At 70.2% G+C, this 26,253-nt stretch carries 17 protein-coding genes; 9 read left to right on the plus strand and 8 right to left on the minus strand.

Annotation, left to right across the window (positions count from 1 at the left end; translation table 11 throughout):
- Positions 1 to 174 precede the first annotated feature (174 nt).
- The gene (locus ACQZ13_RS01190) at positions 175 to 1,251 is read left to right on the plus strand and encodes an alkene reductase (protein ID WP_431049468.1); all 1,077 of its coding nucleotides are present in this window, start codon (positions 175 to 177) and stop codon (positions 1,249 to 1,251) included.
- 113 nt (positions 1,252 to 1,364) lie between these two features.
- Here ACQZ13_RS01190 and ACQZ13_RS01195 read toward each other — a convergent pair whose 3' ends face one another.
- The 4 genes from ACQZ13_RS01195 to ACQZ13_RS01210 form a co-directional block, all read right to left on the minus strand.
- Positions 1,365 to 1,931, minus strand: a complete 567-nt coding sequence (locus ACQZ13_RS01195) for an MOSC domain-containing protein (RefSeq protein WP_431049469.1) — start codon at positions 1,929 to 1,931, stop codon at positions 1,365 to 1,367.
- Positions 1,897 to 3,234 carry a GAF domain-containing protein gene (locus ACQZ13_RS01200; protein WP_431049470.1) on the minus strand — a complete coding sequence of 446 codons (1,338 nt, stop codon included), beginning with the start codon at positions 3,232 to 3,234 and terminating at the stop codon, positions 1,897 to 1,899. The genes ACQZ13_RS01195 and ACQZ13_RS01200 overlap by 35 nt, the downstream gene beginning before the upstream one ends.
- Positions 3,235 to 3,432: 198 nt before the next feature.
- Positions 3,433 to 10,380, minus strand: a complete 6,948-nt coding sequence (locus ACQZ13_RS01205) for a YDG domain-containing protein (protein ID WP_431049471.1) — start codon at positions 10,378 to 10,380, stop codon at positions 3,433 to 3,435.
- Positions 10,381 to 10,493: 113 nt separating this feature from the next.
- Complete coding sequence (locus tag ACQZ13_RS01210; RefSeq protein ID WP_431049472.1) at positions 10,494 to 12,221, minus strand: ShlB/FhaC/HecB family hemolysin secretion/activation protein; 1,728 nt, start codon at positions 12,219 to 12,221, stop codon at positions 10,494 to 10,496.
- A gap of 246 nt (positions 12,222 to 12,467) precedes the next feature.
- Between ACQZ13_RS01210 and ACQZ13_RS01215 the strand changes: the two genes are divergently transcribed.
- Positions 12,468 to 13,286 (plus strand): response regulator, encoded by an 819-nt coding sequence (locus ACQZ13_RS01215; RefSeq protein ID WP_431049473.1) that lies wholly within the window; start codon positions 12,468 to 12,470, stop codon positions 13,284 to 13,286.
- The gene (locus ACQZ13_RS01220) at positions 13,286 to 15,673 is read left to right on the plus strand and encodes a sensor histidine kinase (RefSeq protein ID WP_431049474.1); all 2,388 of its coding nucleotides are present in this window, start codon (positions 13,286 to 13,288) and stop codon (positions 15,671 to 15,673) included. The genes ACQZ13_RS01215 and ACQZ13_RS01220 overlap by 1 nt, the downstream gene beginning before the upstream one ends.
- A 70-nt stretch (positions 15,674 to 15,743) precedes the next feature.
- Here ACQZ13_RS01220 and ACQZ13_RS01225 read toward each other — a convergent pair whose 3' ends face one another.
- Positions 15,744 to 16,451 (minus strand): PEP-CTERM sorting domain-containing protein, encoded by a 708-nt coding sequence (locus ACQZ13_RS01225; RefSeq protein ID WP_431049475.1) that lies wholly within the window; start codon positions 16,449 to 16,451, stop codon positions 15,744 to 15,746.
- Positions 16,452 to 16,846: 395 nt separating this feature from the next.
- On the opposite strand from ACQZ13_RS01225, the gene ACQZ13_RS01230 reads away from it, so the two are divergent.
- On the plus strand, positions 16,847 to 18,715 hold the full coding sequence (locus ACQZ13_RS01230; protein WP_431049476.1) for a phosphoenolpyruvate carboxykinase (GTP): 1,869 nt from the start codon (positions 16,847 to 16,849) through the stop codon (positions 18,713 to 18,715).
- A 223-nt stretch (positions 18,716 to 18,938) separates the two neighbouring features.
- Here the strand turns inward: ACQZ13_RS01230 and ACQZ13_RS01235 are convergent, their stop codons facing one another.
- Positions 18,939 to 19,181 (minus strand): hypothetical protein, encoded by a 243-nt coding sequence (locus tag ACQZ13_RS01235; protein WP_067279865.1) that lies wholly within the window; start codon positions 19,179 to 19,181, stop codon positions 18,939 to 18,941.
- A gap of 284 nt (positions 19,182 to 19,465) precedes the next feature.
- Here ACQZ13_RS01235 and ACQZ13_RS01240 point away from each other — a divergent pair, with 284 nt between their 5' ends.
- Positions 19,466 to 20,440 (plus strand): LysR family transcriptional regulator, encoded by a 975-nt coding sequence (locus ACQZ13_RS01240; RefSeq protein WP_431049477.1) that lies wholly within the window; start codon positions 19,466 to 19,468, stop codon positions 20,438 to 20,440.
- A complete protein-coding gene (locus tag ACQZ13_RS01245; RefSeq protein ID WP_431049479.1) occupies positions 20,437 to 21,261 on the plus strand; it encodes a UPF0149 family protein in 825 nt (274 codons plus the stop codon). Before ACQZ13_RS01240 ends, ACQZ13_RS01245 begins: the two co-directional genes overlap by 4 nt.
- Positions 21,262 to 21,348: 87 nt before the next feature.
- Here ACQZ13_RS01245 and ACQZ13_RS01250 read toward each other — a convergent pair whose 3' ends face one another.
- Complete coding sequence (locus ACQZ13_RS01250) at positions 21,349 to 22,140, minus strand: IclR family transcriptional regulator (protein WP_431049481.1); 792 nt, start codon at positions 22,138 to 22,140, stop codon at positions 21,349 to 21,351.
- Between the two features lie 94 nt (positions 22,141 to 22,234).
- Between ACQZ13_RS01250 and ACQZ13_RS01255 the strand changes: the two genes are divergently transcribed.
- Genes ACQZ13_RS01255 through ACQZ13_RS01265 form a run of 3 tightly spaced genes read left to right on the plus strand, consistent with a single transcriptional unit; the run spans position 22,235 to position 25,336 of the window.
- Positions 22,235 to 23,254 (plus strand): Bug family tripartite tricarboxylate transporter substrate binding protein, encoded by a 1,020-nt coding sequence (locus ACQZ13_RS01255; protein ID WP_431049482.1) that lies wholly within the window; start codon positions 22,235 to 22,237, stop codon positions 23,252 to 23,254.
- 34 nt (positions 23,255 to 23,288) lie between these two features.
- Complete coding sequence (locus ACQZ13_RS01260; protein ID WP_431049483.1) at positions 23,289 to 24,491, plus strand: CaiB/BaiF CoA transferase family protein; 1,203 nt, start codon at positions 23,289 to 23,291, stop codon at positions 24,489 to 24,491.
- A complete protein-coding gene (locus ACQZ13_RS01265) occupies positions 24,488 to 25,336 on the plus strand; it encodes a citryl-CoA lyase (protein ID WP_431049484.1) in 849 nt (282 codons plus the stop codon). Before ACQZ13_RS01260 ends, ACQZ13_RS01265 begins: the two co-directional genes overlap by 4 nt.
- A 64-nt stretch (positions 25,337 to 25,400) precedes the next feature.
- On the opposite strand, the gene ACQZ13_RS01270 is transcribed toward ACQZ13_RS01265, so the two are convergent.
- On the minus strand, positions 25,401 to 26,243 hold the full coding sequence (locus ACQZ13_RS01270; RefSeq protein WP_431049485.1) for a metallophosphoesterase: 843 nt from the start codon (positions 26,241 to 26,243) through the stop codon (positions 25,401 to 25,403).
- Between the last annotated feature and the right edge of the window lie 10 nt (positions 26,244 to 26,253).

Genomic DNA, 26,253 nt, shown 5'->3' on the forward strand with positions numbered 1-26,253 from the left:
GCGAGTGTAGCCAAGCGTTACGGGCCGGCCGTGAAGGCGGCGCAAGGCCCCAGCCGGCGTCCGGGCTGTCGCCTAGGCGCTGCGGAGGCCGGATTCGCTCGCTAAGCTGCGTGCCATCGTGGTCCGGCACCCCTACCGGACGCTGTCCACCTTCACTGAATCCTCGACACCCTCATGCCCAGTCTCTTCGATCCCTTGCAAGTCGGCGCCGTCTCGCTGGCCAACCGCGTCGTCATGGCGCCGCTCACCCGCAACCGCTCCGTCGGCCTGGTGCCGGGACCGCTGGCGGTCGAGTACTACCGCCAGCGTGCCAGCGCCGGACTGATCATCAGCGAGGGCGCCCAGATCACGCAGCAGGGTCAGGGCTACCTCGACACGCCCGGGATCCATTCGCCGGAACAGATCGCCGCCTGGAAGCAGGTGACCGACGCCGTCCACCAGGCCGGCGGCAAGATCGCCGTGCAGCTGTGGCACGTGGGTCGCATCTCCCACGCGGACTTCCAGCCCGGCGGCGCCAAGCCGCTGTCGGCGACGGACCGCCAGGCCAACAGCAAGACATTCACCAAGGACGGCTTCGTCGACGTCGCCGCGCCGCGCGCGCTGAAGCTCGACGAGCTGCCCGGTGTGATCGAGTCCTACGTCCATGCGGCGAAAGCGGCGATGGCCGCGGGCTTCGACGCCGTCGAAGTGCATGGCGCCAACGGCTATCTGCTGGACCAGTTCCTGCGCGACAGCATCAACGACCGGACCGACGCCTACGGCGGTTCGATTGAGAACCGCGCACGCCTGCTGCTCGAAGTGATGACGGCCATCGCCGGCGCGATCGGCGCCGACCGCACCGGCCTGCGCCTGTCCCCGGTCACGCCGGTCAACGACGCGGGGCAGGACAGCGATGCGCAGAAGCTCTTCAACTACGTCGTGGAACAGCTGTCGCCGATGAAGCTGGCCTTCCTGCATGTCATCGAAGGACACACCGGCGGTCCGCGCGATGTGGCGCCGTTCGATTACGACGCGCTGCGCGAGCGCTTCAAGGGCGTGTACATCGCCAACAACGGCTACACCCGCGAGATGGCGATCGATGCCGTCGCCAAGGGGCACGCCGACGCGGTGGCGTTCGGTCGCAGCTTCATCTCGAACCCGGACCTGGTGCGTCGACTGAAGCTCAATGCGCCGCTGCAGAAGGCGCACTCGGCGACGATGTACGGCGGTGGCGCTGAGGGCTACACGGACTACCCGGCACTGGCGGACTGAGGGCCTCGGTACTGCCACGGCCGCTGGCCCTCACCCCAACCCTCTCCCGCAAGCGGGAGAGGGAGCAAGAAGTGGTGAGCGCGCTCGCCCAACCGCGCGAGGGGTAGAAGCGGTCAGCGCTGCGTCTTGGCCCGGAAGATCTCCGCGATGGAGACTTCGCGCGGGCCGGGGCGGACGGTGAAGGACTGTCCCGCCGTGATCGTGCCGGGCTGGCGAACCGCCAGGTAGAAGCCGCACCAGCCGCTCTGCGTCATCATCTTCGCGGCCTTGTTGAAGCCCATCACCGCGTTGAACTTGAAGCACGGATAACGCGGCTCGCTCACGGCGAGCTCGCAGTCCGGGAACACCAGCACGTCGCCGATCCAGGCGTCGCCTTCGGCGAGGCCGGAGAGACTCAGGTTCTCGCCCACGGACCCCCACGGCAGCGGATCGTCCCAGCCAGCCGCATGCGCCTGCGCACGCACCGTGCGCCAGAACGCGTAATGCTCGGACGGGTAGGCGTAGACCGCCTTGGACAGGCCGCCGTGGACGCTGGGATCGGCCTGCTCATCGCCTTCCAGGCCGAGCGGCCGCACCTCCACCGCGCCTTCCACCGGCCGCTTGCGGATGCCCGTCATCACCGGGCGCCTGTCGATGAGCAGCGGTTCAGCGCGGGCCGTGTTCAGACTGATCAGTTGCATCCGGCGATTCTGCCGCAGTCGTCGGGAGCCGGAACGCCGCCGGCGTCGTCTCGACCAGACCCGACTCCTGCCGACGCAGCGCGTCGCGCAGGCCGTCGAGTTCCCGCGCCTGGTCGCGCTCGCGCCGCAGGTGGTCGAGCGCGAAAGACAGGTCGCCGGCCATCTCGTCCATCAGCCCGAGCACCTGGGGATCGAAGTAACCGCGCTCGCCCGCGAGCAGGCTGATCGCGCCCACCACCTCGCCCCCGCGGCGCAGCGGGAAGGCCGCCATCGACTCGACGCCGGGCGGGATCATCGGCGCGCCGGTCGTGGCGAGGGTCGGATCCTCGAGCGCGTGGTTGCTGACCTGGTGGGTGCCTTCGAGGATCGCGCGCGTTGCCATCGAGCTGCGCGCGAAGGGCGCGTCGCGGGACCACTGCTTGGGCGCGCCGGGCATCAGGCGGTCGGCGGGACCGTGCTCCGCGACGCGCTCGAAGTGCTCGCCGTCGGTCAACACCACGGCCGCGAAGCGGGCGTGGCCGGTCTCGACGCAGATGCGGCACAGGCCTTCGAACAGGCGCTGCTCGGCGCGCGGGTCGTCGAAGGCCTCGGCCTCGCGACGCACGATCAGCTGGTTGGTCTGCGACAGCGCGACGTAAAGCCGTTGCAGCCGCTCGCGCGAATCCTGGCTGAGGCGCCGTTCATCGTCGTAGCGGGTCCACACCGTGCACACGACGACGCTGCACAGGCCGCCCGTCAGCAGCACCAGCAGCAGGCCGAGATGCGCGGCCTCGGTGGCGGTCTGCTGGGCCCGCTCGGTGTCCACGCGGGCCTGGCTGAGCTGGAACGCGATCAGCTCGTCCAGCATCCGCATCGTCGCCAGGCGCCGCTGGTTGAGCTCGCGCAGCGTGTCGGGCGTGGGCGGCTGGTTGGCGTCGAGGGCGGTCCAGAGCTGGTCGAGCAGCGGCTGGGTGCGGACGATCAGACCCTGCTCGGCCGCCGACATGTGGGTGGCGAGGTAGCGGGTCCAGAGCTGCCGGGTCGTGTCGGCGAGCCGACGACCGGCGCCGTCGAGCTTGACCGCGTCGGGCTGCTGCGCCTGCGTGATCAGCAGGGCGCCCAGCTGGTGCGGGCCGAGCGTGTGTTCGAGTTCGCGCAGCAGGTCGACGGGGACGAGGCGGTCCTCGTACAGCGACTTTGCGATGCCGGCGAGCCGCTGCGACTGCCACCAGCCCAGCAGCGCGGACGCGGCGACCAGCGCGAGCGCCAGACCCAGCACCAGGTAGAGGCGGGCGCGGAGCGACAGGCCGGTGGGAGCGGACATGGACGTCGGGGACCTCGACGGGGGAGGCGCCGAGCATAGGGCGTTTCGGCGCGCGAGCCGATCCCCGAAGCTTTGGGGGTGGGGCGACCGCGCCGTCGGCTGCGAGCGCCGGAAACGGCAACGCCGCGGCGTGGAAGCGCCGCGGCGTTGTGGTGGGATCCCCTGGGCGGGGATCGGTCGGATCAGCCGTTCAGCGGATCAACTGCCGCGGCGCAGCATCACGGCGCGCACGCTGGTGGGCGCGACGCCGGTCTGCTGCTTGAGCGCGCTCAGCGCGAGCGTGGTGACGAGGTCGTCGTCCAGGTCGCTGGCAGCGGCGGGCGCATTCACCCGCAACGTGCCGTCGGCCATCAGGACGACGTCCAGCGTCGCCGAGCGCTCGTCGCCGAGCGCCACGACCGCACGCAACTGGCGTGTCACGCCGCCGGACGACGCATCCGCGGCCGGGACCGGCTGTTGCACCGGCTTCAGCGCCAGGCTGTCGCCCAGGTCGTCGACGCGGAACATGCCCAGCGGCGTCGGTGCCGCGCTGCCGTTGTCGGTGTAGACCGGCAGCTGGCTCTGCAGCGGCTGGCCGTAGGCCGGCGCATCGACGGCCAGGCTGATCTGACCGCTGTCGCGCAGCATCTGCTCCAGGCCGACATTGGCGACGGCGACGTTGCCGCCGGTGCCGTTCGCGTTCTGGCCCGCGCCCGCGCCATCGCCGGACGCCGAGCCGCCGTTGGCGTTGCCCGCACCGCCTGTGGCGCCGTTGCCGTTGCCCGCGCTGTTGCCGTTGGCGCCGTTCAGACCGGAACCGCTCGTGCCACCGTCAGTGCCGGCCGAGCCGTTGCCGGCTCCGCCAGTGCTGCCAGCGCCGTTTCCGGAACCCGTGCCAGCGCCATTGCCGCCAACACTGCCGTTGCCGTTGCCGTTGCCCGCGCCGTTCCCGGCGTTGCCACCGTTGCCACCGCCGGCACCGTTGCCGACCTCGATCGTTCCCGCCGGATTGCCCGACGGACCTGCCGCGACCACGGCCACGCTGTTGCCGAGTCCGCCGCCGGTGCCGCCATTGCCGGTCGGCACGTTCGAGGTCTTGCTGCCGCCGCTGTCCTGCGTGGCGTTGCCGGCGACGGGCTGGATCACCAGCGCGCCGATTGCGGCCGGCACGATCTGCGGATTGACCGTGCCGGTCACGGCCGGCGACGAGTTTTCCAGACGATAGTTGGCCGCGTCCGCGCCGGTCAGCGTCAACTGCACGTTCACCGGCTTGTCGCTGCCGACGAAGGGCGTGTCGAAGCGGCCGGTGCCGCCGACGCTCACCTGATCGCCCGCCACGATGCCTTGCGGCGAGCCGATGACGAGCGTGGCCGAGGTGTCGCTGTTGAAGACCCCGGTGACCACGGTCACCGTCGGTGCCTGGATCGTGCGGGCGGTGACGTCACCGCGGGATTGCGCGGAGCCGGTGCTCAGCACGTAGTTGCCCGCGTCCGCGCCGGTCAGCGCGAGCTGCACGTCGACGGCCTTGCCGGTGCCGGCGTTCTTGTTGTCGAACTGGCCGCTGGCCGCGACGCCGAGCTGATCGCCCGCCACGACGCCAACAGCGCCGCCGGTCGTGACCTGCGCGGTGCGTGTGCCGTCGTAGACCTTGGTGCCGACCTGGATCGCACCCACATCCACGGTCTTGGCCGTGATCGAGGCCGAGCCTTGCGTCGAGCTGGAAGCCAGCACGTAGTTCCCTGCGTCCGATCCGGTCAGTGCGAGCTGCACGTCGACCGCCTTGCCGGTGCCGACGTTCTTCGTGTCGAACTGGCCGCTGGCCGCAACGCCGAGCTCGTCGCCCGCGATGACGCCGACAGCGCCGCCCGTGGTGACCTGCGCGGCGCGCGTGCCGTCATAGACCTTGCCGCCGACCTGGATCGCACCCACATCCACGGTCTTGGCCGTGATCGAGGCCGAGCCTTGCGCCGAACCGGAGGCCAGCACGTAGTTGCCCGCGTCCGCGCCGGTCAGTGCGAGCTGCACGTCGACCGCCTTGCCGGTGCCGACATTCTTCGTGTCGAACTGGCCGCTGGCCGCAACGCCGAGCTCGTCACCCGCGATGACGCCGACAGCACCGCCCGTGGTGACCTGCGCGGCGCGCGTGCCGTCATAGACCTTGCCGCCGACCTGGATCGCGACGACGTCAACGGTCTTGGCGGTGATCGAGGCCGCGCCCTGCGCCGAGCTCGAGCTCAGCACGTAGTTGCCCGCGTCCGATCCCGTCAGCGCGAACTGCACATCGACCGCCTTGCCGGTGCCGACATTCTTCGTGTCGAACTGGCCGGTGGCCGAAACGCCGAGCTCATCACCCGCGATGACGCCGACAGCGCCGCCCGTGGTGACCTGCGCGCTGCGCGTGCCGTCGTAGACCTTGCCGCTCACCTGGACCGCGACGACATCCACGGTCTTGGCCGTGATCGAGGCCGAGCCTTGCGCCGAGCTGGAAGCCAACACGTAGTTGCCCGCGTCCGCACCGGTCAGCGCGAGCTGCACGTCGACCGCCTTGCCGTTGCCGACATTCTTCGTGTCGAACTGGCCGCTGACCGTCACGTCGAGCTGATCGCCCGAGACCGCGCCGGTGAGGCCGCCGGTGGTGACCTGCGCATCGCGCGTGCCGTCGTAGACCTTGCCGCTGACCTGGATCGCGCCGACGCCCACCGTCTTGGGGGTGATCGAGGCCGTCGCGCCCGCGCTGGTGTCCAGCACGTAGTTGCCGGCATCGTTGCCCGTCAGGACCAGACCGGACACGTTGACCGCCTTGCCGACGCCCGCGTTCTTGTCCAGGAAGCTGACTGCACCGCTCAGCGCCGTGTCGTCGCCCGAGACCAGACCCGCGATGCCGCCGGCGGAGAGCTGCGCCGTCGTGTTGCCGTCGTAGACCTTGTCCTGCACCGCGCCGTTGGCGACGGTGACCGTCTTCGGCGTGACCTGGCCGATGGCGGCGCTGGCGCTGTCGGATACCAGGCGGTAGCCGTAGACGGCGGTGCCGCCGTTCTGGCCGCCGGCGATGACGACGCCGTCGACGGTCACCGTCTTGCCGGAGCCGACGTTCTTGGTGTCGTAGTGGGCCGAGCCGCTGGAACCGATGGCCAGATTCACGACGTCGCCGTCGATCCCGCCGGTGGCACCGAGCACCAGTCCGCCGGTCGCCGCGTCGACGTTGCCGTCATAGACCTTGGAGGCGCTGCCCGACAGGCCGACGGTCAGCGTCGGGGCCACCGTGTACAGGAAGCCGTCGCCGGCGCCCTGGACGGTGTTGCCGTAGCTGGTGTCGTACTGCTTGAAGGACGCGACCAGACCGCCGCGCGTGTCGCTCAGCGGCGAGGTCGAGTACACCTGCCAGGCGCCGCCGTTGCCGGCCTGCAGCGCGCTGGCGCCCGCCTGGTTGATGAAGTTGCGACCCGCGCGCAGGACGACCGGGGTCGCCGCGCTGCCGTCGTTGCCAGCGACGATCTGCTGCTGCAGCGTCAGGTCCGCGGCGGCGCCCTGGGCGCGCAGCGCGACGGTGCCGTCGGCCTGGACGCCCTGGAGGCCGTCGGCGGTGCCGACGATCAGCGATCCGGTGTTGGACATCGACAGCGCATGCACGTCCGCCGCCACCGTGCCGACCTGCTGCGCGCTGCTGAAGCTGGCGTCGCCGCCGCTGCGCAGCGCCAGCTTGCCGGCGGTGATGAGGACGCCTTGCTGGTTGCCGATACCGACCGTGCTGCGGTCGTCGAGCGAGACGGTGCCGCTGGAGCTGATGTTGTTGGCGACGTTGATGCCGCCGGCCTCGGCGCGCACGAGCACGCCGCCGTTGGTCATCGTGATCGCGCCGGCCTGGGCGAAGGTGCCGCCCAGCAGCTCCAGGCGGTTGCCCAGGGACAGCTGGACCGGTCCCACGACGCCCAGGTCGAGGTCGGACGCGTCCACGCGGAGCGTGTTCACGCCGTTGAAGCGCGCCAGCATCGTGTTGGTCAGGTCGGCCGTGGTCGTGCCGCCGACGGTGATGCCGGTGGCCGGGCCGGTGCGGTCGAAGACCACCGTGGCCTGCGCGCCGTTGGTCGTCACCTGGTTGGCCGTGCTGCTCCAGCTCGGCGCCTGCAGCGTGAGCTTCGCCGCGCCGCCGGTGAAGTTGATCGGCGCGTCCAGCGCCAGCGTGCCGGTGCCGCTGTTGAGCGTCACATCGGCCGCGCCGCGCGTGGTCAGGCCGGCCACGCCGTCGACGGTGCCCAGCGTGAAGCCGGCGGCGCTGGCCGGGTTCACGACGGTGGTGCCGCCGACGTCCAGCGCCAGCTTCGTGAAGCTGAAAGTGTCGTCGGTCAGCGTCGCGCCCTGGCCCGCGGTCACGGCCACGTTGGCCGCGGCCACGCCGCCGTTCACGCCGATCACCTGGCCGCCGCTCTTCAGGCTGACCGTGGTGGCGTTGGTGGTGATGTCGTTGTCGAAGACCAGGTTGCCGCCGTCGCTGCGGCCGACTTCCAGCGTCGCCGCGTTGACCTGGCCGATGGACGCGTTGCTCAGCCCGCCGCCCAGGTGCAGTTCGTTGGCCACCGTCATCTGACGGATCGTGACCTTGCCCGTGCCGTTCTTGGCGGTGATGCTCTGCGACAGGTTGACGTTGTCGCCGGTGAGCACGATGTTGCCCGTCGTGTTGTTCAGCGTGCCGGCGGTGACGTCGATGGTGCGGTCCACCATCTCGAAGCTGCCCGAGGCGTTGAAGCTGAAGTTGCCCGGCACGCTGATCGTGCCGGTGCCGTCGGCGCGGCCGATCGTCAGGTTCTTGATGCCGGGCAGCTTGGCCAGCGTCGTCGCGGAGGCGAAGCCGTTCGCGTCTCCGAGCACCATGTTGGTGGCCGGGTTGTAGGGCTCCAGACGCAGCGATGCGGTGCTCAGGTTCTGCAGCGTCGAGGTGCCCCAGTCGATGCGGTTGGCGCGCAGCGTCAGGACGCCGGTGCCGGTGTCCATGTTGACGTTGACGTTGCCGAAGTTGATCGAGCTGTCGGTATAGATGCTCGCGCCGCCCTTGAAAACGAAGGGCGTGTCGATGTTGACGTCGCCGTTCACGCTGAGCAGGCCAGCCAGGATCTTGTTGCCGTTGGTGTAGCTGCCGTCGGCGCGGAAGAAGATCCGGCCCGCACCCAGCACCATGCTGGAGTTCAGCGTCACGTCGCCGCTGCCGGTCGACACGTAGAGGTTGCCGCCGTTGGTGGACACCGGGGCGTTCAGCGTGAAGAAGCCGGCGCCGCCGTTGTCGGAGTCGGCCCAGATGCGGACATAGCCGCCGTTGGTGGTCAGCGAGCCGCCCACCGTCGCGCCGTCGGCGCCGTAGATGGTGATCGAGCCCGCGCCCGGCGTGCCGCTGCCGGGGACGGAGACATTGTGGGTCGGCAGCGCGCCGGACGGATTGGTGCCGGCGCCGCGCGCGATCATCGTCGGCGCGTTGAGCACTCGGCCCGAGCCGGTCGCACCGGCCACCAGCATCAGGCTGCCGCTGCCCGACACTTCCAGCACGTTGCTCGCGTTGGCGAACATCAGGTCGAAGTTGCTCGTGAACGCGCCGTCGGTCAGGTTGGACGGCGGCGTGAGGTGCGTGCCGCTGGAGGTGCCGGCCTCGATGCGCAGGCTGACGTTGGGCTGCATCGTGATCTTGCCGTCGCCCCCGTTGAGGTTCAGGTCGTTGACCAGGATGTCGCCCGTGGCCTGCAGCAGCACGTTGGCCTGCTGCGCCTCGATGTCCTTCTCGTAGACGACCGAGCCCGTCAGCACGTCGGTGCCGCTGCCGCCGCCGTTGATGGTGAGCGAGGCAGGATCCAGCAGCAGGTCGCCGGTCGCGCCCTTGGCGGCGCGCGCGTCGGCGCGGCCGCTGTACGCCAGCTCCTGCTTGCCGGAGACTTCGATGCGGCCGCCGTTGCCGCCCTGATCGCCGCCGCGCGATTCGACGCGGCCGGCGAAATCGGTACGACCGTCCGACCAGGTCACGACCTCGCCGCCGTTGCCGTTCACCGTCGCATTGGCGCGCAGCGTGGTCGCCGCGTCGACGCTGACCTTGTCTGCGTTCGTGAGGCTCGCGTCCTTGCCTTGCCAGCCGCCGCCGATGTGGATCTGGCCGCCGCCGGTGGCGCCGCTGGCGTCGACCGTGGCGCCGCGCAGCGCGATCGTGCCGCCGGTGACTCGCACGTCACCGCCCAGGCCTTGCGCGGAGCTCGCGTCCAGTCGGCCGGTGACGTTCACCTGGCCGTTGTCGCCGCCGTCGAGGATGATGCGGCCGCCTTGTTCGGACAGGCCCTTGGCCTCGACCACGCCGTCCATGTTGATGACGCTGGCGCGCAGTGCGCTCGCACTGGGGGCGCTCAGGACGACCTGGCGGCCCTGCACGAGGCCTTCCTGTGACAGCTCGGCGTCCAGCGCCGCCTGATCGACGCGCACCTGCAGCAGGCCGTCGCCGTTGAAGTCGAGCGCGACCTGCTGGCCCGCCGCCATGGCGACCTGGCCGGCGCTGATCGTGCCGGTGTTGACCACCGAGGCGCCCAGCAGCGCCACCACGCCGTCGGCGCGGATCGAGCCGTCGTTGCGGACCTGCGCGGTGCTGGTGCCGGAGAAGCGCGCGCGGCCGCCGAGGAAGTCGGCGTCGCTGACGTTCAGCGTGCTGGCGACCAGGCCGCCGACGTTGACCGTCGCGCCCTTGCCGAAGACCACGCCGCTGTTGTTGACCAGCCAGACCTGACCGTTGGCGGAGAGGTCGCCGAAGATCTGGCTGGGCGCGCCGCCGGTGACGCGGTTCAGCGCCACCGCGTCGGCACCGGTCTGGTTGAAGCGCACCGAGGCGTTGCTGCCGATGTCGAAGCTGTTCCAGTTGAGGATCAGCTTGTTGGAGGTCTGGTCGATGCGCAGCTGCGAGCCCTGCTGCGTCAGCGAGGCGTTGCCGGCGGTGATCTGGCCGCCGGTGGGCAGCGCCCCCGCATCGAGCGCGGCGGCGGGTCCGGCGAAGCTGCCGGCGGCGGCCGCCGCGATGGCGGCGGCGATGGCGCGGCGCACGGTCCCGCCGGTGCGCTTGCCGCGTCCGCGGGCGAATTCAGGCACGGCGACGAAGGCGCCGCAAAGCTCGTTCCAGACGAGGCGATAGCTGTGGTTCAACGATCCCATGGTGTTCTCTTTGCTCTAAGCGGTCTGTGCGGTCGGAGCAGCCGTCTCAGCGGGCCGGGAGCCGGGCGCGGGCGCGGGCTCGGCGGCGGGCTGAGGGTGGGCTGCGGCGTCGATCAATAGTGGAAGGAGGCCTGCAGCCAGAAGCGCTGGCGGTCGTCGCGGCCGTCGGCGTCGCGACCGGCCGCGGTGCGTCCGGCGTTGCGGCCGACCGCATGCGCCCAGCTCGCGCGCAGCGTCCAGCGCTCGCCGGCCAGGTTGGCGCCCAGGCCCGCGCCGCCCAGTCCGTATTCATTCGGCTGTCCGGCCAGCGCGCCGGTCCATGGGCGCTCGTGCTGCTCGATGCGGCCGTAGTCCGCGAAGGCGATCAGCTGCGCGGCCAGGCCGTTGCCGAGACGCAGCTCGCGGCGCAGTTCGGCGGTACCGATCCAGCCGTTGTCGCCGCTGGCCTCGCCGACCGGATAGGCGCGCACGCCCGACGGTCCGCCCAGCTGGAACTTCTCCGACGAGTCCAGATTGCGCGCGCTCAGCTGGCCGTAGCCGCCGACGAACAGCCCCCAGCCCGGCAGCGCCTGCGCGGTCTGCAGGCGCGAGAGGCGCCAGGTGGCCTTGTCGTAGCTGCCGGAGGTGCGGGCGGTCAGCGCGTCGGCGATCTGGTCGCCGGACTCGCGCAGCGCGACCGTGCCGCTGGTGACGCCCAGGCCGAAGTCGTTCTGCGCGCCGCCCAGCACGTTGTCCCAGGCGTTGCCGTAGACGTTGACCGTCAGGCGGTTGAGGCGGCGGTCGCGCAGCGTCTGGCCGAGCGCCTCGTCGACCAGCGTGCGCTGCTCGCCTTCGGCGGAGACCCAGAGGTTGCGCTCGCGGCCGCGCAGCACCGGGTAGCTCAGGCTGGCCGAGACGGTACGCGCGGTGCCGCGCAGGTCCAGTGGCTTGAGCTCCTCGCCGACGCGATAGTCCAGCCAGGTCGTCGCCAGCTGGGCGCGCAGGCCCGAGGCGCCGACGGCGAAGCCGTAGACCAGGGCGGCCTGGCGGCTGCCGTCCGTGCGCGACACGCTGGCCTGCAGCAGGTCCTCGCGGTTGAGCGGGCGGATCAGCGAGGCCGCGGCGCCGACGCGCCACTGGCCGGTGTAGCGGTTGTTGTAGTCGTCCACCGAGGCGTCGACCGCCCAGGCGCGGCCGGTGTCGGCGCGGACCTCGAGGCGGCTGGTGCCGGGCTCGTCGCCGCGTTCCAGCGTCGCGCGGGCCTGCACGCCGGGCACGTCGTTGATCAGCATCAGCGCGCGTTCGAGCTGCTCGTAGCGGACCGGGCCGGAGGCCAGCGCCGCATCGGCGATCGCGCCCAGGCGCGGGGCCAGCGACTCGTCGGCGCCGGTGACGCGCACGCGGTTCACGCCGGACTGCAGCCGGCCCGACAGGACGGCGATCTCCAGTTCGCCCTGGGTCAGGTCTTGCCGCGGCAGGTAGGCGCGGGCGAGCACGAAACCGCGCTTCTGCAGCGCCGCGGTGACGCGGGCGGCCAGCGACTGCAGTTGGCTGTGCGACAGCTGGCGGCCCTTGGCGTCGGCGACCAGCGCCTGCAGCTCGGGTTCCGGGATCAGGCCGTCCGCGCCGGTGAAGCGGATGCGGTCCACGCGGGCGCGCAGGCCGGCCTGCTGGTCGTCGCCCAGCGGCGTGTTGACGCCCGGGGCCTTGTCCAGGTCGCCGCGCTGCGTCGGCGGGGTCAGTCGGCGCTGCTCGTTGAGCAGCTGGCCGGCGTCCGGCGCCGCGGCCCAGGCCAGGCTCACGGACAGGCTCATCAGACTCAGCCCCAGGCCGGCCGCGCGTCGCCGCGTGCTGTACTTCATTCCCAATCTCCCGTTGTGTGTAGCAAGGGCGCGGTTATCCCGTGCGGCACCCGTCCGGAGTTCTGTCAATTCGCCGCCGATGTTTGGCGATTCGTTCAAGGCCGGCCGCGGGGGTCAGGCCGTGCCGGTTTCCGGTAGTTTTTCCGCTCCGTTTCCTCCCCCCCACATGGGCGTTTTGATCGCTGGGCGCCCACCGGACCGGGCCCTGCGGGCGCGATTCGCCGGGTCGGCCCGGACAATCCGCCGATGTCCCGTGCCGCGCCCGCTCCCGCGATCCATCGCCCGTTGCTGCTGCTGGTGGACGACCAGCCCGAGGACCTGCGCTGGTTGACCGCGCTGCTGCATCCGCTCTACCGGCTCACCTTCGCCGAGAGCGGCAAGGTGGCGCTGCAGAAGGCGCAAGGCCTGGCCCCGGACCTGGCGCTGCTGGACGTCGGCCTGCCCGACATGGACGGCTTCGCGCTGTGCCGCCTGCTCAAGTCGGACCCGGCGACGCGCGAGGTGCCGCTGCTGTTCCTGAGCGCCCACAACGACGTCGACAGCCGCATCGAGGGCCTGTCCAACGGCGCGGTGGACTTCATCAGCAAGCCCTTCCATCCGCAGGAGGTGCTCGCGCGCGTGCGGGTGCATCTGCATCTGGCCGCATCGCGTCGGACACCGTCGACGGACGACGTCGAAGCGGCGCCGGTCGAGGAGGTCGGCACGCCGGACCAGCGACTGCTGGCCGCGGCCCGCAAGTACATCGGCGATCACCTGGTCGAGCCGCTGACGGTGAACCAGATCGGCCGGCAGGTCGGGCTGACCGGGCGGCGCCTGCTGGCGCTGTTCCGCGAGGAGCTCGGGCAGACGGTGTCCGGCTACATCAGCGACGAGCGCGTGCGTACCGGACAGCGGCTGCTGGCCGACACGGACATGAGCATCGCGGACGTCGCATTCCACGTGGGGTATGCGAACGCCGGCAACTTCGCGACCGCCTTCCGGGAACGGAACGGGCTCAGTCCGCAGGCTTACCGGACGGCGTTGCGGGCGCGAGAGTCCGCCGCTTCCGACGCCCAGGAGCCCTGATGGCTGGTTGGCGCCTGTGGGTCGTCGCGCTGGTCGCCCAGATGGCCTTCGCCATCGCTCACGCGGGACCCGCGCCTGACCAGCCGGTGATCGCCTTGCATGGCACGGATCCCGGACGCATCGCCCTCGTCGATCAGGGGCAGCTCTGGATCGAACGCGCCGAGCAGCCGCCCCGCGACGGACCGGCGCGATGGCGTCCCGCCAGTCGAACGGCGCTGTCGCCGGGCTACACGCGCGATACCTACTGGCTGCGCTGGACGCTGCGCCAGGACGGGCCCGAAGCGGCCCGCTACATCCTGATGGTGGACCCGGCGCGCATCGAGTCGGTGGCGCTCTACCGCCGCCGGCTGCTGCCCGACGGTAGCGCGACGCCGTGGACCATGGCGCGCGCGGGCACCGATCTCGCCTTCGACCAGCGCCCGCTCGCGCTGCGCGAGAGCGCCTTCCCGATGCGCATCGAGCCCGGCGAGGTCTGGGAACTCCAGCTGCGTGCCGCGAGCCGCGGCGCGCTGGCGATCGAGCCGACGCTCTGGGTGGCGGAGGCGCTGATCGAGGAACAGCAATGGCGCGTGTGGCGCGACGGCATGTTGTCCGCGGTGGGGCTGACGCTCGCGGCGCTGGCGGCGGGCCTGGCGGTGTCGCTGCGCGATCGCGGTTATGCCTGGATCGCGGCCTTCCTCTCCAGCGCGATGGTCTACGAGATGGCGATGCGCGGCACGGCCTTCCAGCGCTTCTGGCCGGAGGCGACCGACTGGGCGCAGCGGGCCCTGGGCACGACGGGTGCGCTGACCACGGTCTTCCAGCTGATGGCGATGGCGACGGTGCTGCGGCTGCGCGCCACGCAACCGGCGGTGCACCGCGCGCTGGTGGCGGTGGTGGGGCTGAGCCTGATCGCGGTGGCGGCCTGCATCGCGGTGGACTACCAGACCGGCACGCGCATGGCGGCGCCGACCAACCTGCTGCTCACGGCCATCGGCCTGATCGCGAGCTTCCGGGCGATGCGGCGCGGCGACCCGGTGGGCGGCGTGTGGCTGTGCGCGATCGGGGGTGTCGTGCTGGGTATTGCGCCGCGGTACTTCAGCCTGCTCGGCTATCTGCCGTACGCCGACTGGATCGAGCTGGCGCCGTCGATGGTCGGCACGACCGGCGCGGCGGCCGTGCTGGTGACGATGCTGCGCTTGCTGCAGCGGGAACGTCGCCAGCATGCGCAGGCCCTGGAAACGGCCGTGCTGGAGCGCACCGCGGAGCTGGCCCGCGCCAGCGCGCACGCGCAGGCGAGCGACGCGGCGAAGGGCCGGCTGCTGGGCCACATCGGCCACGACCTGCGCGCACCGCTGGCGTCGATGGTGCAGCTCACGCGGCGGCTGGCGCCGGGACAAGATTTCGAGTCGACCCGGCAGGCGCTCGAACACGGCGGGGTGATGCTGCTCGACACGATCGACGAACTGCAGCGCTTCGCGCGGCAGCCGACGGCGGAAGCCGATCTGGAAGTGCTGAACGCGCCGGTCTACCTGCACGGACTGCTGCATGAGCTGGCGCTGCAGTCGCAGGCGCTGATGATGGCGGGCAAGACCCGGCTCTCGCTGGTGATGGATGACTCGCTGCCGGCGGTGTTGTCGCTGGATGCGCGGCGGCTCCGGCAGGTGCTGCTCAACCTGCTGTCGAATGCGGCGAAGTACGGGCAGGCGGGCGAGGTGGCGTTGAGGGCCCGCGCGGTGGGCGGGCGGCTGGTGCTGTCGGTGACCGACGAAGGCCCCGGGCTCGCGCCGGAGGATCTGGAGCGGATCTTCGATCCGTTCACGCGGGGCCGGCGCTCGGGCGACGTGCCCGGCCTGGGACTCGGCCTGGCCATCGCCCGTCAGACGGTGCGCGCGATGGGCGGCGAGTTGAGCGCGCGCAGCTCGGCGGGGCGGGGGAGCAGCTTCATCGCGGAACTGCCGCTGATCGAGGCGACCGAGGCGGAAGTCCAATGGCCGGCCTTGCAGACGCAGGCCGGCATGGAGCGGATCGGCGACGGCTGGGTGGCGGTCGTGTGGGACCGCTGCGCGGCGGTGCGCGAGGTGATGCTGGAGCGCTTGCTGCAATGCGGCTTCGATGCGCGGGAAGTCGAGCGGGCGGAGGACCTGCCCGAGGCGCTCGCCGAAGCGGCGACGGCGGGGCACGGACTGCTGCTGGCCTCGTCGCCGGAGTCGCTGCCGTCAGTCCGGGCCTGGCACGAGTGGCGCGCACGCTGGCCGGACATGAAGACGCTGCTGTGCGCGGCCGCGCCCCGGAAGGATTGGCCGGGAGAGGCCGGGCTCGTCAAGCTGCCGAAACCGGCGCCTCAGACGCTGTGGGTGCCGGCCTTGTGGGAGCTGTGCCGGGAGCAGGCGGATCTCCCGTCCTGACCGGAGCGCCCCGGAACGACAAAGGGCGCAGCGTCGCCGCTGCGCCCTTCGGGGTCCGGAGTTCCGGTGCTTACTTGGCCTTGCGGCGGCGCGCGGCGATGCCGAAGGCCAGCGCGGCGGCGCCCAGCAGGGCGATCGAGTCGGGTTCCGGGACGGCTTGGCCGGTCACCAGGGTCAGGCGGGCGGCGACGGCGTTGCCGTTCTGGCCCGAGCTGCTCCACAGCGTTTCGGCACGGCCCGACACGAACGGGTCCAGCAGCGAGGCGCCGATCACGAAGGCGTGGTTGGGCGTTGCGCTGAAAGCCAGCAGGTCGGCGATGGCGTCGTTGGTCAGCGAGACCGAGAAGCCGGGCATCGTGCCGGTCGGGCCGTTCAGCGTCGCCGTGCCGTAGGACTTGCCCGAGCCCAGGTCGGCGAAGGCGGCGGCCGAATCGGCCGTGCCGGTGCGCAGGCTGTTGATCGAGCCGACGTAGTCGAACAGGCCCAGATGCTTCTGCGCGTACTGTCCTTCCATGGTGCCGTTGGCGGATGCGAAGCTCAGCGTCGCGGAGAGAATGGTCTCGCCGGCGGCCAGGCCCGGCAGCGAGAACACGTAGAAGCTGCGGTACTCACCGTTGTTGTAGAAGCCCGTGATGGTGTTGGTGTTGGAAGGGCTGTGGGCCGAAACCGTCGAGTACCAGCCGTTGTCGGTGGTCAGCAGGGAGACGGTGGCGGCGTGGCCGGCGACTGCCGAGAAGGTCAGGGCGGCGGCGGCGACAAGGCGGGAGATCAGGGACATGGTTTTTTCAAGCGGAAACGAACGGTTCGTGTCCCTGAAAAGCACGACATGGGCCAGAGGCTGAATCCTGTTGAACGACAACGGGTTAGCGAAACATGTCCCAAATCCGTGGGACGGTATGTAAAGCAATCCGACACATTTATGGCGCGCAGCTTGCTGGGCGCTCGCGCGTGCGCCCGCGGTGGCGACGCATCAATCCATTCCCAAAACGCATAACCCCGACAGGCGTTGGAGTTACGGCGTGATTACATTGGAACCAGTGTTCGGCGAAGCACCACGCTGAGGCGCGGCATTGGGTCAGCTCCGCGGTCTCCTCCTCTGAAAGACGGGGTCGGGAGCCACCGGAACGGAGCTGACCCAATTCCGCTTTTCATATCCTCAAATTGGAAACCGTCATGAACCAACCCGTCATGGAAGGCTTGCGCCTGAACGTACCGGCCTACGTCAAACACCAGCGCCTCGTCGCCTGGGTGGCCGAGATCGCCGCCCTCACCGAGGCCAAGGAGGTCTACTGGTGCGACGGCAGCCAGGCCGAATACGACCGCCTGTGCCAGCAGCTGGTCGACGCCGGCACCTTCCAGAAGCTGAACCCGGCCAAGCGCCCGGGCAGCTACCTCGCGTGGAGCGATCCGACCGACGTCGCCCGCGTCGAGGACCGGACCTTCATCTGCACGAAGAACAAGCTCGACGCCGGCCCGACCAACAACTGGATGGAACCGGCCGAGATGCGCGCCCTGCTGCAGACCGGCGACAAGGCCCTGTTCCGCGGCGCCATGCGCGGCCGCACGCTGTATGTGGTGCCGTTCTCGATGGGCCCGATCGGCTCCCCGATCGCCCACATCGGCGTCGAGCTGTCCGACAGCCCCTACGTCGCCGTGAACATGCGCATCATGACCCGCATGGGTCGCGCGGTCCTGGACACGCTCGGCGACAACGGCGAGTTCGTGCCCTGCGTCCACACCGTGGGCGCGCCGCTCGAAGCCGGCCAAGCCGACGTGAAGTGGCCCTGCAACAAGACCAAGTACATCGTCCATTACCCCGAGACCCGCGAGATCTGGTCCTACGGCTCCGGCTACGGCGGCAACGCGCTGCTGGGCAAGAAGTGCTTCGCGCTGCGCATCGCCTCCACCATGGGCCGCGACCAGGGCTGGCTGGCCGAACACATGCTCGTGCTGGGCGTGACCTCGCCCGAAGGCAAGAAGCACCACGTCGCCGCCGCCTTCCCGAGCGCCTGCGGCAAGACCAACTTCGCCATGCTGATCCCGCCCGCCGGCTTCGAAGGCTGGAAGGTCACCACCATCGGCGACGACATCGCCTGGATCAAGCCCGGCAAGGACGGCCGCCTCTACGCGATCAACCCGGAAGCCGGCTACTTCGGCGTGGCCCCGGGCACGAACGTGAAGACCAACCCGAACTGCATGGCCAGCCTGGACAAGGACGTCATCTTCACCAACGTCGCGCTGACCGACGACGGCGACGTCTGGTGGGAAGGCATGACCGACACGCCGCCGGCCCACCTGGTCGACTGGCAAGGCAAGGACTGGACCCCGGAGATCGCCAAGGAGACCGGCGCCAAGGCTGCTCACCCGAACGCCCGCTTCACCGTCGCCGCGACCAACAACCCGGCGCTGGACGCCGAGTGGGACAACCCCGCCGGCGTGGCCATCGACGCGTTCATCTTCGGTGGCCGCCGCTCGACGACCGTGCCGCTGGTGACCGAGGCCCGCGACTGGACCGAAGGTGTCTACATGGCCGCGACCATGGGCTCCGAGACGACCGCCGCGGCCGCCGGCCAGCAGGGCGTCGTGCGCCGCGACCCGTTCGCGATGCTGCCCTTCATGGGCTACAACATGGCGGACTACTTCCAGCACTGGCTGACGCTGGGCGACAAGCTCGCCCAGTCCGGCGCCAAGCTGCCGGCAATCTTCTGCGTCAACTGGTTCCGCAAGGGCGCCGACGGCAAGTTTGTCTGGCCCGGCTACGGCGAGAACATGCGCGTCCTGAAGTGGATGCTGGAGCGCGTCGACGGCCAGGGTCAGGGCGTCGAACACGCCTTCGGCACCAGCCCGCGTTACGAAGACCTGAACTGGCAAGGCCTGGCCTTCACGCCGGAACAGTACAAGACCGTCACCCACATCTCGAATGAGGATTGGGCGACGGAGCTCAAGCTCCACGACGAGCTGTTCGTCCAGCTGGCCCAAGGCCTGCCGGCGGAACTGCCCGCCACCAAGGCCAAGATCGAACAGCGCCTGACCCAGGCCTGATCGACCGCTGAATTCCACCCGGCGACCGCCTCGAAAGAGGCGGGTCCGGGGGAGCCTGAAAAGGCAAAGCCCGCTCGAAGTGATTCGAAGCGGGCTTTTCTTTTGCTCGATCTGATGCGCGATTCGATGAGAGCCTGCGCTCACATCACGACGGCTTCAGACCTCGCGACCGGGCCCATACGGCACCCGGCGGTGTCGGCTGCTCAGCCGTTCAACCGTTGATTCAGCCGTTGCGGCGGGCGTTCGCGGCGCGCAGCTCAGCGGCGAAGGAGGGCATGCTCTCTTCGTACTGGGCGGCGAGGGCCAGGATCTCGCGCTCGGCGCGAGCCATCTTGGCGGACTCGATGCGGGCCTTGACGTTCGTGATCGTGCGGGCCCAGACGCGGGCGCCGATCGTGGCGAACGTGCCGCCGCGACGCACCGTGCGGCTCAGGGGAAGACCGAAGGTTTGGGTAGCGACGCTCATGGCGATTTCCTTTGATTGGCTTGTTTGGGTCGGCTCTGTAGAACCGATGGACCGAACTATAGGGTTTCCCCTAGGCATGACGCCAATGAAAGATGGGCATTGAATGTATGAACGCTGTGCATATCATGGGGCGAAGCGCGTCCAGGCCGTGATGCGCATCACGCGGCTGGCCGCCGAATGCCAAGGAATGCGCACGCCGAGGCCCCGATGACCGGTCCGGGAGGCGCCTTCCGACCGTTGCGCCGCCGCGATCTCCGTCTGTTTTCCGTGAAAAAGTGCCTTCAATGAGCTTCCGGAACCTCGATCTGAACCTGCTGAAGGTGTTCGACGCCGTCATGGCGGAACGCTCCATGACCCGCGCCGCAGAGCGGCTGTCGATGACGCAGCCGGCCGTCAGCCATGCGCTCAAGCGGCTGCGCGAGGCGCTCGGCGAGGACCTGTTCGTGCGCCAGGCCTTCGGGATGAAGCCGACCTCGCGGGCGGAGGGGCTCTGGCCGGAAGTCCGGTCGGCGCTGACCCGGCTGCGGGTGGCGCTGGATCCCGGCGACTACCAGCCGACGTCGGAGGAATACACCTTCCGCCTGGCGATGGCCGACGCGACGGCCGCGCTGATCCTGCCGCCGCTGATGCAGCAACTGGAGCAGATGCGCGCCCTGGCCAACGTCCACGTGCTGCCGCTGACGACGCGCGATCCTCGCCTCCTGCTGGAACAGAGCGAGGCCGACTTCGCGCTCGGCTACTTCCCGAACGCCGTCGCCGCGCTGAAGGGGCAGGGCGACATGGCGGCGATCCGGCAGCAGCGGCTCTACGACTCGTACTACGTCTGTGTGATGCGGCGCAGCCACCCGCTGGCCGACCAGGAACTGACGCTGGACGCCTTCTGCCAGGCGCATCACCTGCTGGTGAGCTTCTCGGGCCGGCCCTACGGCTTCGTCGACGAGGCGCTGGCGGCGCTCAAGCGCAGCCGCCGCATCGCGCTGACCGTCAACCAGTTCTTCACCGCCGGCCGGGTGGTGGCGCATTCCGACCTGCTGACGGTGCTGCCGCAGTCCTTCATCACCGCCACGGGTTACCAGGACGCGCTGATCTACCGGCCGCTCCCGATGCCGCTGTCGCCGGTGCACGTGGACGTGCTCTGGCACCTGCGCAACGAGGACCGCAGCGCCCAGCGCTGGATGCGCGAACGGCTGATCGACGCGGTGCGTCCGCCGTCCGGCCACACGACCGCCGACGTGAGCGGCGACAATCGCGCCCCATGAGCATTGCCCACGACCTTTCCGACGCCGAGTTCGACGAACTCGACGAACTCCTCGCCATCACGCCCGAACCGCTGGAGCCGCTGGACGCCTCGATGCTGGACGGCTACCTGGCCGGCGTGCTGGTGCAGCCCCGCCTGATCCCGATCGAGGAATGGCTGCCCCCCATCTTCGACTACGAAGGCCGTCCGCTGCCCGACGACGTCGATCCCGCCTGGCTGGCCCGCATCCGCGCGCTGGTGGAGCGCCGCTTCGCCTCGCTGAACCACAGCATGCTGGAGCAGGGCTGGTTCTACCCGGTGGTGCTGGACCTGGAAGCGGATGCAGCGGACGCCGACGGCACCGCTGAAGACGCTGCGGAAGGCGCCGCACCGGAAGCCGCCGCGCAAGCCGACGCCAAGGTCGACGCCAACGCCGACGAGCCCGTCGATCCGGACGCGCCGCAGCTCCCCGACGATCCGATCACCCAGGCCTTGCTGCCGTGGGTCGGCGGCTTCGAGTACGCCGCGGTGACCTTCCCCGACCTGCACGAGCAGGCCGACGACAACATCAACGCGCTGCTGGCGCGCCTGTACCGCCACCTGCCGGCCGAGACGCCGGAGGAAGTGGAGATCGTCGAGCTGCTGGACAAGGAGCATCCGCTCAAGAACATCGACGAGGCCATCGAGGACCTGATCCTGACCGTCGTCGACCTGCAGGAAGCGACGGAGCAGCAGCGATATCACGTTGAGCAGGTGCGCCGTGACACCCCCAAGCTGGGACGCAACGATCCCTGCCACTGCGGTTCGGGCAAGAAGTTCAAGAACTGCCACGGCGCGGCCTGATCTCCGCCGGCCGTCACGTCGCGCCTGAGGCGCGGCGACGGCGGCGAAGCCACAAGACGCCGGCCCTTGCGCCGGCGTTTCTCATGGTCAGCCGCCGGTCGTGAAGTCGGCGATCGACACGGTCCGCAGCGCCGTGTCCAACAGCGCGACATCGCCGCCGAGCAGGCGGCTGGCCTCGCGCGCGGCGCCGAGCACGGCGCGGCAGGCGTTCAACATCGTCTCGGGTGGAGACAACCGCACCCGCGGCCCTGAGACGGCGATCGCGCCCTGCACGCGGCCGTCGATGGCGAACACCGGCGCGGCGACCGAGGCCGTGTCCGGTTCGCGCTCGCCGTAGGAGACGCCCCATCCGCGCTCGCGGATGCCTGGGAAACGTTCGCGCAGGTCGCTCGAGAACGCGCACAGCACCTTGCCCGACGCGCCCTGGTGCAGCGCGTACTGCTGCCCCACCGCGACCGCCGCGCGCACCGAGCGCGCCGGCTCCCAGCGATGGATCGCGATCCGCGCCTCGCCGTGCCGGACGTAGAAGGACGCGGTCTCGCCGGTGTCGGTGCTGAGCTGCTTGAGCAGCGGCTCCACGATCGGCCCGACGTGGAACGAGCGTTGGTAGATCGTCGCCAGGCGCAGCGGCGCCGGTCCGATCGCGTACTGCCCGTCCGGCAGACGCCGCACGAAGCCACCGTGCTCCAACGCCGCCAGCAACCGCAGCACGGTGCTCTTGTAGAGGCCGGTGCGCCGAGACAGCTCCGCCAGCGACAGGGCGTCGTCGTCCTGGCCGAACGCGCCCAGCAGCGCGAACGCGCGGTCTAGCACGGCCACGCCGCTGGATCCGGCGGAAGCCTCGGGGTTCTCGGAAGGTGCGCTGTCTGATTCGGCCACGGGTAATCCCTCGTCTCGGGCATCACGGAGACGTCCTACAGTTCTATCAAACAAACCGCCGTTCTGCAAGATAGAACAAACACGGAGACGCGACATGACCCGGTTCCTGATTCCGCAATTCCTGAATTCGCAGTGCCTGATCCGCGGCGCCGCCTTCACTCTGATCGCCGCCGCGAGCGCGGGCATGACCGCGACGGCGGCGCTGGCCGCCGACTCCTTCCCGACCCAGCCCATCCGAATGATCGTCCCGTTCCCGCCGGGCGGCGGGACGGACATCGTGTCGCGGCTGATCCTGGAGAAGATGCGCGAGGACACCGGCTGGACCTTCGTCCCGGACAACAAGGCCGGCGCGGGCGGCAACATCGGACTGGACGCCGTCGCCAAGAGCAAGGCCGACGGCTACACGCTGGGCATGGGCCAGACCGCCAACCTGGCGATCAACCCCACGCTTTATCCCAAGATGCCCTACGACGCCGCCAAGGCCTTCACGCCGGTCGCGCTGGTCGCGGGTCAGCCGGTGGTGCTGGTGGTCTCGTCGTCCTCCAGCTTCAAGACGGTCGCCGACCTGGTGGCCGCCGCCAAGGCAAAACCCGGCACCCTGACCATGGCCTCCGCCGGCAACGGCACGGTGGGCCATCTGACAGGGGAACTGTTCTCGAAGCAGGCCGCCATCCAGGTGACGCACATCCCCTACAAGGGCGCCGGTCCGGCGGCGACCGACCTGCTTGGCGGTCAGGTGGACTACTACTTCGCGACGCCGCAGACGGTGGTGCCCTTCATCAAAGCCGGCAGGCTGCGCGCGCTGGCCATCAGTTCTGCCGCGCGGCTGCCGGTGCTGCCCGATGTCCCGACCGTGGCCGAGAGCGGCTTCAAGGGCTTCGACACCTCGGACTGGAAGATGATCGTGGCGCCGGCCGGCACGCCGGCGGCGGTCGTGACCCGGATGAACGCGCAGGTGCAGAAGGCCCTGTCCAAGGCGGCCACGATCGGCCAGCTGCAGTCCGAAGGCAGCGTGCCCATGGCCGGCACGCCGCAGCAGGCCGCGCAGTTCCTGGCGCGCGAGCAGAAGCGCTGGGGCGACGTGGTCCGCAGCGGCAACGTCAAGGTCGACTGACCGGCTTGGCGACGGAGCTTCGGATGAGTCCATCATGAGCCAATCTCCCTTGCGCGGCGTCCGCGTCCTCGACCTGACCAACGTGCTGGCCGGCCCCTTCGCCTGTCACCAGCTGGCGCACCTGGGCGCCGACGTCATCAAGGTCGAGGCGCGCGAGACCGGCGACCTCGCCCGCCAGCTCGGCGCCGACACGGCGCTGAACCAGGCGCACATGGGCGTGTCCTTCCTGGCGCAGAACCCGGGAAAGCGATCCATCACCATCGATCTGAAGCGGCCGTCCGGCAAGGCGGTGTTCCGCAGGCTGGTGGCGACGGCGGATGTCGTCGTCGAGAACTTCCGGCCCGGCGTGATGCAGCGGTTGGGCGTCGGCTTCGACGAGCTGCGCCAGGTCAACCCACGGCTGGTCTATTGCGCGATCTCGGGCTTCGGCCAGGACGGGCCGCTGCGCGACCTGCCCGCGTACGACCAGATCATCCAGGGCATGTCCGGGATGATGAGCATCACCGGCGGTCCGGACACCGCGCCGTTCCGGGTCGGGCATCCGGTGGCGGACACCATCGGTGGCCTCACGGCGGCGATGGCCATCGCCGCGGCGCTGGCGGACAAGGAACGCGCCGAGGCGACGTTCATCGACGTCTCGATGCTCGAAGCGGCGATGGCGACGATGGGATGGGCGGTGTCCAACCTGCTGGTCGCTGGCCGGGAACCGCAGCCGATGGGCAACGACAACGTGACGGCCAGTCCGTCCGGCACCTTCCGCACCGGGCAGGGCCTGCTCAACATCGCGGCCAACAAGCAGGAGCAGTTCGAGGCCGTCTGCGACACGGTCGGACATCCGGAGTGGAAGACCGATCCGCGTTTCGTCGATCGCCACGCGCGGCTGAAGCACCGGGCCGAACTCAAGCATCTGCTCGAAGCCGCGATGAGCGATGGCTCCGCTGCGGAGTGGTGGCAGCGCCTGAACGATGCGGGCGTGCCCGCGGGTCCGGTGTACTCCGTCAAGGAAGCGCTCGCGCATCCGCAGATCGCGGACCGCGGGATGGTTGCGAATTTCGAGGACGTGCCCGGCGTCGGGCGTGATGTCCGCGTGCTGCGCACCGGCTTCAAGCTGAACGGGCAGGCGCCGTCGGTGTCGACGCCGCCGCCGCGGCTCGGCCAGGATACCGAGGCCATCCTCGAAGAACTGGGTTACGGCGCCGCCGAGCGGGCCGCGCTGAAAGAGGAGAAAGCCGTATGAGCGCCAACGAAGGCAAGCCGACGCCGGTCGACGGACCGGTGCACGATCAACGCGTGCCGGACTGGTGGCGCACCTCGATCATCGAGATGTCGCCCGGCGTCATCCGCTACGGCGGCCACGCCATCCAGGACCTGATCGGGCAGGTCAGCTTCGCCCAGATGATCTGGCTGATGACGCGCGGCGAGCTGCCCGGTTCGGAGCAGGCCAAGCTGCTGGACGTCGCGCTGATGGCCGCGGTCGACCACGGCCCGCAGGCGCCGAGCATCGCCATCGCGCGCATGGCCGCGACCTGCGGCGTCGGGCTCAACAACGCGATGGCATCGGCGATCAACGTGCTCGGCGACGTGCACGGCGGCGCGGGCGAGCAATGCGTGGAGATGCTGCAGTCGATCGCGATGCGCATGGACGCGGGCGGCTCGCTCGAAGACGCCACCGCCGCGGGCCTGGACGAGGCCATCGAGCTGCGCGGCAAGTTCGTCTCGGGATTCGGACATCGTTTCCATCCGGTGGACCCGCGCGCGCCGCGGCTGCTGGAACTGGTGGACGAGGCCGCCCAGCTCGGCGTCGTGTCGGGTCGTTTCGCCACCATCGGCCGCGCGGTGGAAGCGGAGCTGCAACGGCGCAAGGACGGCCGTCGCATTCCGATGAACATCGACGGTGCGACCGCCGTGATCTACGCCGAGCTCGGCTTCCCGGCGCCGCTGGCGCGGGGGCTGTTCTGCATCTCGCGCTCGGTGGGCATCCTGGCCCACGCCTGGGAGCAGACGCAGCAGGGCGGTCGCAACAAGGGCCCGATGCCGCGCGAGTACCTGTGGACCTACGACGGTCCGCCGGCCAAGCGCTGAAGCGGTCGGGCGCGATGCTGCGCGCCCGGAGGCACGCCGCGGTGCGCGACGAACGCGCGTGCGCTCAGACCTCGATGACGAGGTCGGGCCGGTAGTCTTCCTGCTCGCCCTTGTTGGCGTAGCCCAGCGGATTGGCGACGACGCGGCAATGGTGCGGCGTTTCGCCGCGAGGCCCGGACGCGGACTCGACGACGTAATCGTGGGCGCAATGCAGGTGGCCGTGCAGCCACAGGTCTGCATAGGGCAGCAGATCGTCGAGCGAATTGCAGAAGCCGGCCGTGCCCGGCGTGAGGCCGTAGCGCGGATCGGCGCTGCGCAGGCTGGGCGCGTAGTGGGTCACCGCCACGGTCTTGCCGTCGAAGGGCCGTTCGAGCGCTTCGCGCAGCCAGGCCTGGCATTCGAGGGCCAGGTCGCGTTGCCGTTCCGCCAGCATGTGTTGTCCGTCGACCAGCGTCGAGAACCGGCGCAGGTAGTGGTTCGCCGCGCGGAACGCCTTCTCTCTCGCCGTCAGCTGCTTGGTCGGCGTCGCTTCGCGCGCGGCCAGCGCGTCGAAGTCCGCCCACAGCGTCGTGCCGAGGAAACGCACGTCGCCGATGACGATCTCCTCGCGGTCCAGCCACTCGATGCCCAGGTCGGCGCAGGTCTGGCGCAGCCGCGCATGGGCGGTGGCGAAGTCGATGCCGTCGTACTCGTGGTTGCCCGGGACGTAGAGCACCCGCGACCACGGCGCGCCGTCGCGCTTCGGCGAGAAACGGCCCAGGCCGAAGTCGTCCGTCACCAGCCGCGAGCCGGTCTGGTACGAGCCCACGTCGCCCGCGAGCACCAGCAGGTCGACATCCGGCGCGGCGGTCGTCTGGAAGTCGGTCTGGCGCTCGAGATGGAGGTCGGAAATCAGTTGCAGGCGCACGGCGGGTCGG

Origin of the sequence: Roseateles sp. L2-2 (assembly GCF_050613215.1) — a bacterium.
In the GTDB taxonomy this organism is placed as follows: Bacteria; Pseudomonadota; Gammaproteobacteria; order Burkholderiales; family Burkholderiaceae_C; genus Roseateles; species Roseateles noduli.

Bases quoted from the DNA above. Each gene is read 5' to 3' on its own strand.
- ACQZ13_RS01265 (WP_431049484.1), top strand. From the start codon at position 24,488: ATGAGCGCCAACGAAGGCAAGCCGACGCCGGTCGACGGACCGGTGCAC.
- ACQZ13_RS01205 (WP_431049471.1), bottom strand. From the start codon at position 10,380: ATGGGATCGTTGAACCACAGCTATCGCCTCGTCTGGAACGAGCTTTGC.
- ACQZ13_RS01195 (WP_431049469.1), bottom strand. From the start codon at position 1,931: ATGCAACTGATCAGTCTGAACACGGCCCGCGCTGAACCGCTGCTCATC.
- ACQZ13_RS01255 (WP_431049482.1), top strand. From the start codon at position 22,235: ATGACCCGGTTCCTGATTCCGCAATTCCTGAATTCGCAGTGCCTGATC.
- ACQZ13_RS01235 (WP_067279865.1), bottom strand. From the start codon at position 19,181: ATGAGCGTCGCTACCCAAACCTTCGGTCTTCCCCTGAGCCGCACGGTG.
- ACQZ13_RS01190 (WP_431049468.1), top strand. From the start codon at position 175: ATGCCCAGTCTCTTCGATCCCTTGCAAGTCGGCGCCGTCTCGCTGGCC.
- ACQZ13_RS01245 (WP_431049479.1), top strand. From the start codon at position 20,437: ATGAGCATTGCCCACGACCTTTCCGACGCCGAGTTCGACGAACTCGAC.
- ACQZ13_RS01200 (WP_431049470.1), bottom strand. From the start codon at position 3,234: ATGTCCGCTCCCACCGGCCTGTCGCTCCGCGCCCGCCTCTACCTGGTG.
- ACQZ13_RS01220 (WP_431049474.1), top strand. From the start codon at position 13,286: ATGGCTGGTTGGCGCCTGTGGGTCGTCGCGCTGGTCGCCCAGATGGCC.
- ACQZ13_RS01215 (WP_431049473.1), top strand. From the start codon at position 12,468: ATGTCCCGTGCCGCGCCCGCTCCCGCGATCCATCGCCCGTTGCTGCTG.
- ACQZ13_RS01240 (WP_431049477.1), top strand. From the start codon at position 19,466: ATGAGCTTCCGGAACCTCGATCTGAACCTGCTGAAGGTGTTCGACGCC.
- ACQZ13_RS01260 (WP_431049483.1), top strand. From the start codon at position 23,289: ATGAGCCAATCTCCCTTGCGCGGCGTCCGCGTCCTCGACCTGACCAAC.
- ACQZ13_RS01230 (WP_431049476.1), top strand. From the start codon at position 16,847: ATGAACCAACCCGTCATGGAAGGCTTGCGCCTGAACGTACCGGCCTAC.
- ACQZ13_RS01225 (WP_431049475.1), bottom strand. From the start codon at position 16,451: ATGTCCCTGATCTCCCGCCTTGTCGCCGCCGCCGCCCTGACCTTCTCG.
- ACQZ13_RS01210 (WP_431049472.1), bottom strand. From the start codon at position 12,221: ATGAAGTACAGCACGCGGCGACGCGCGGCCGGCCTGGGGCTGAGTCTG.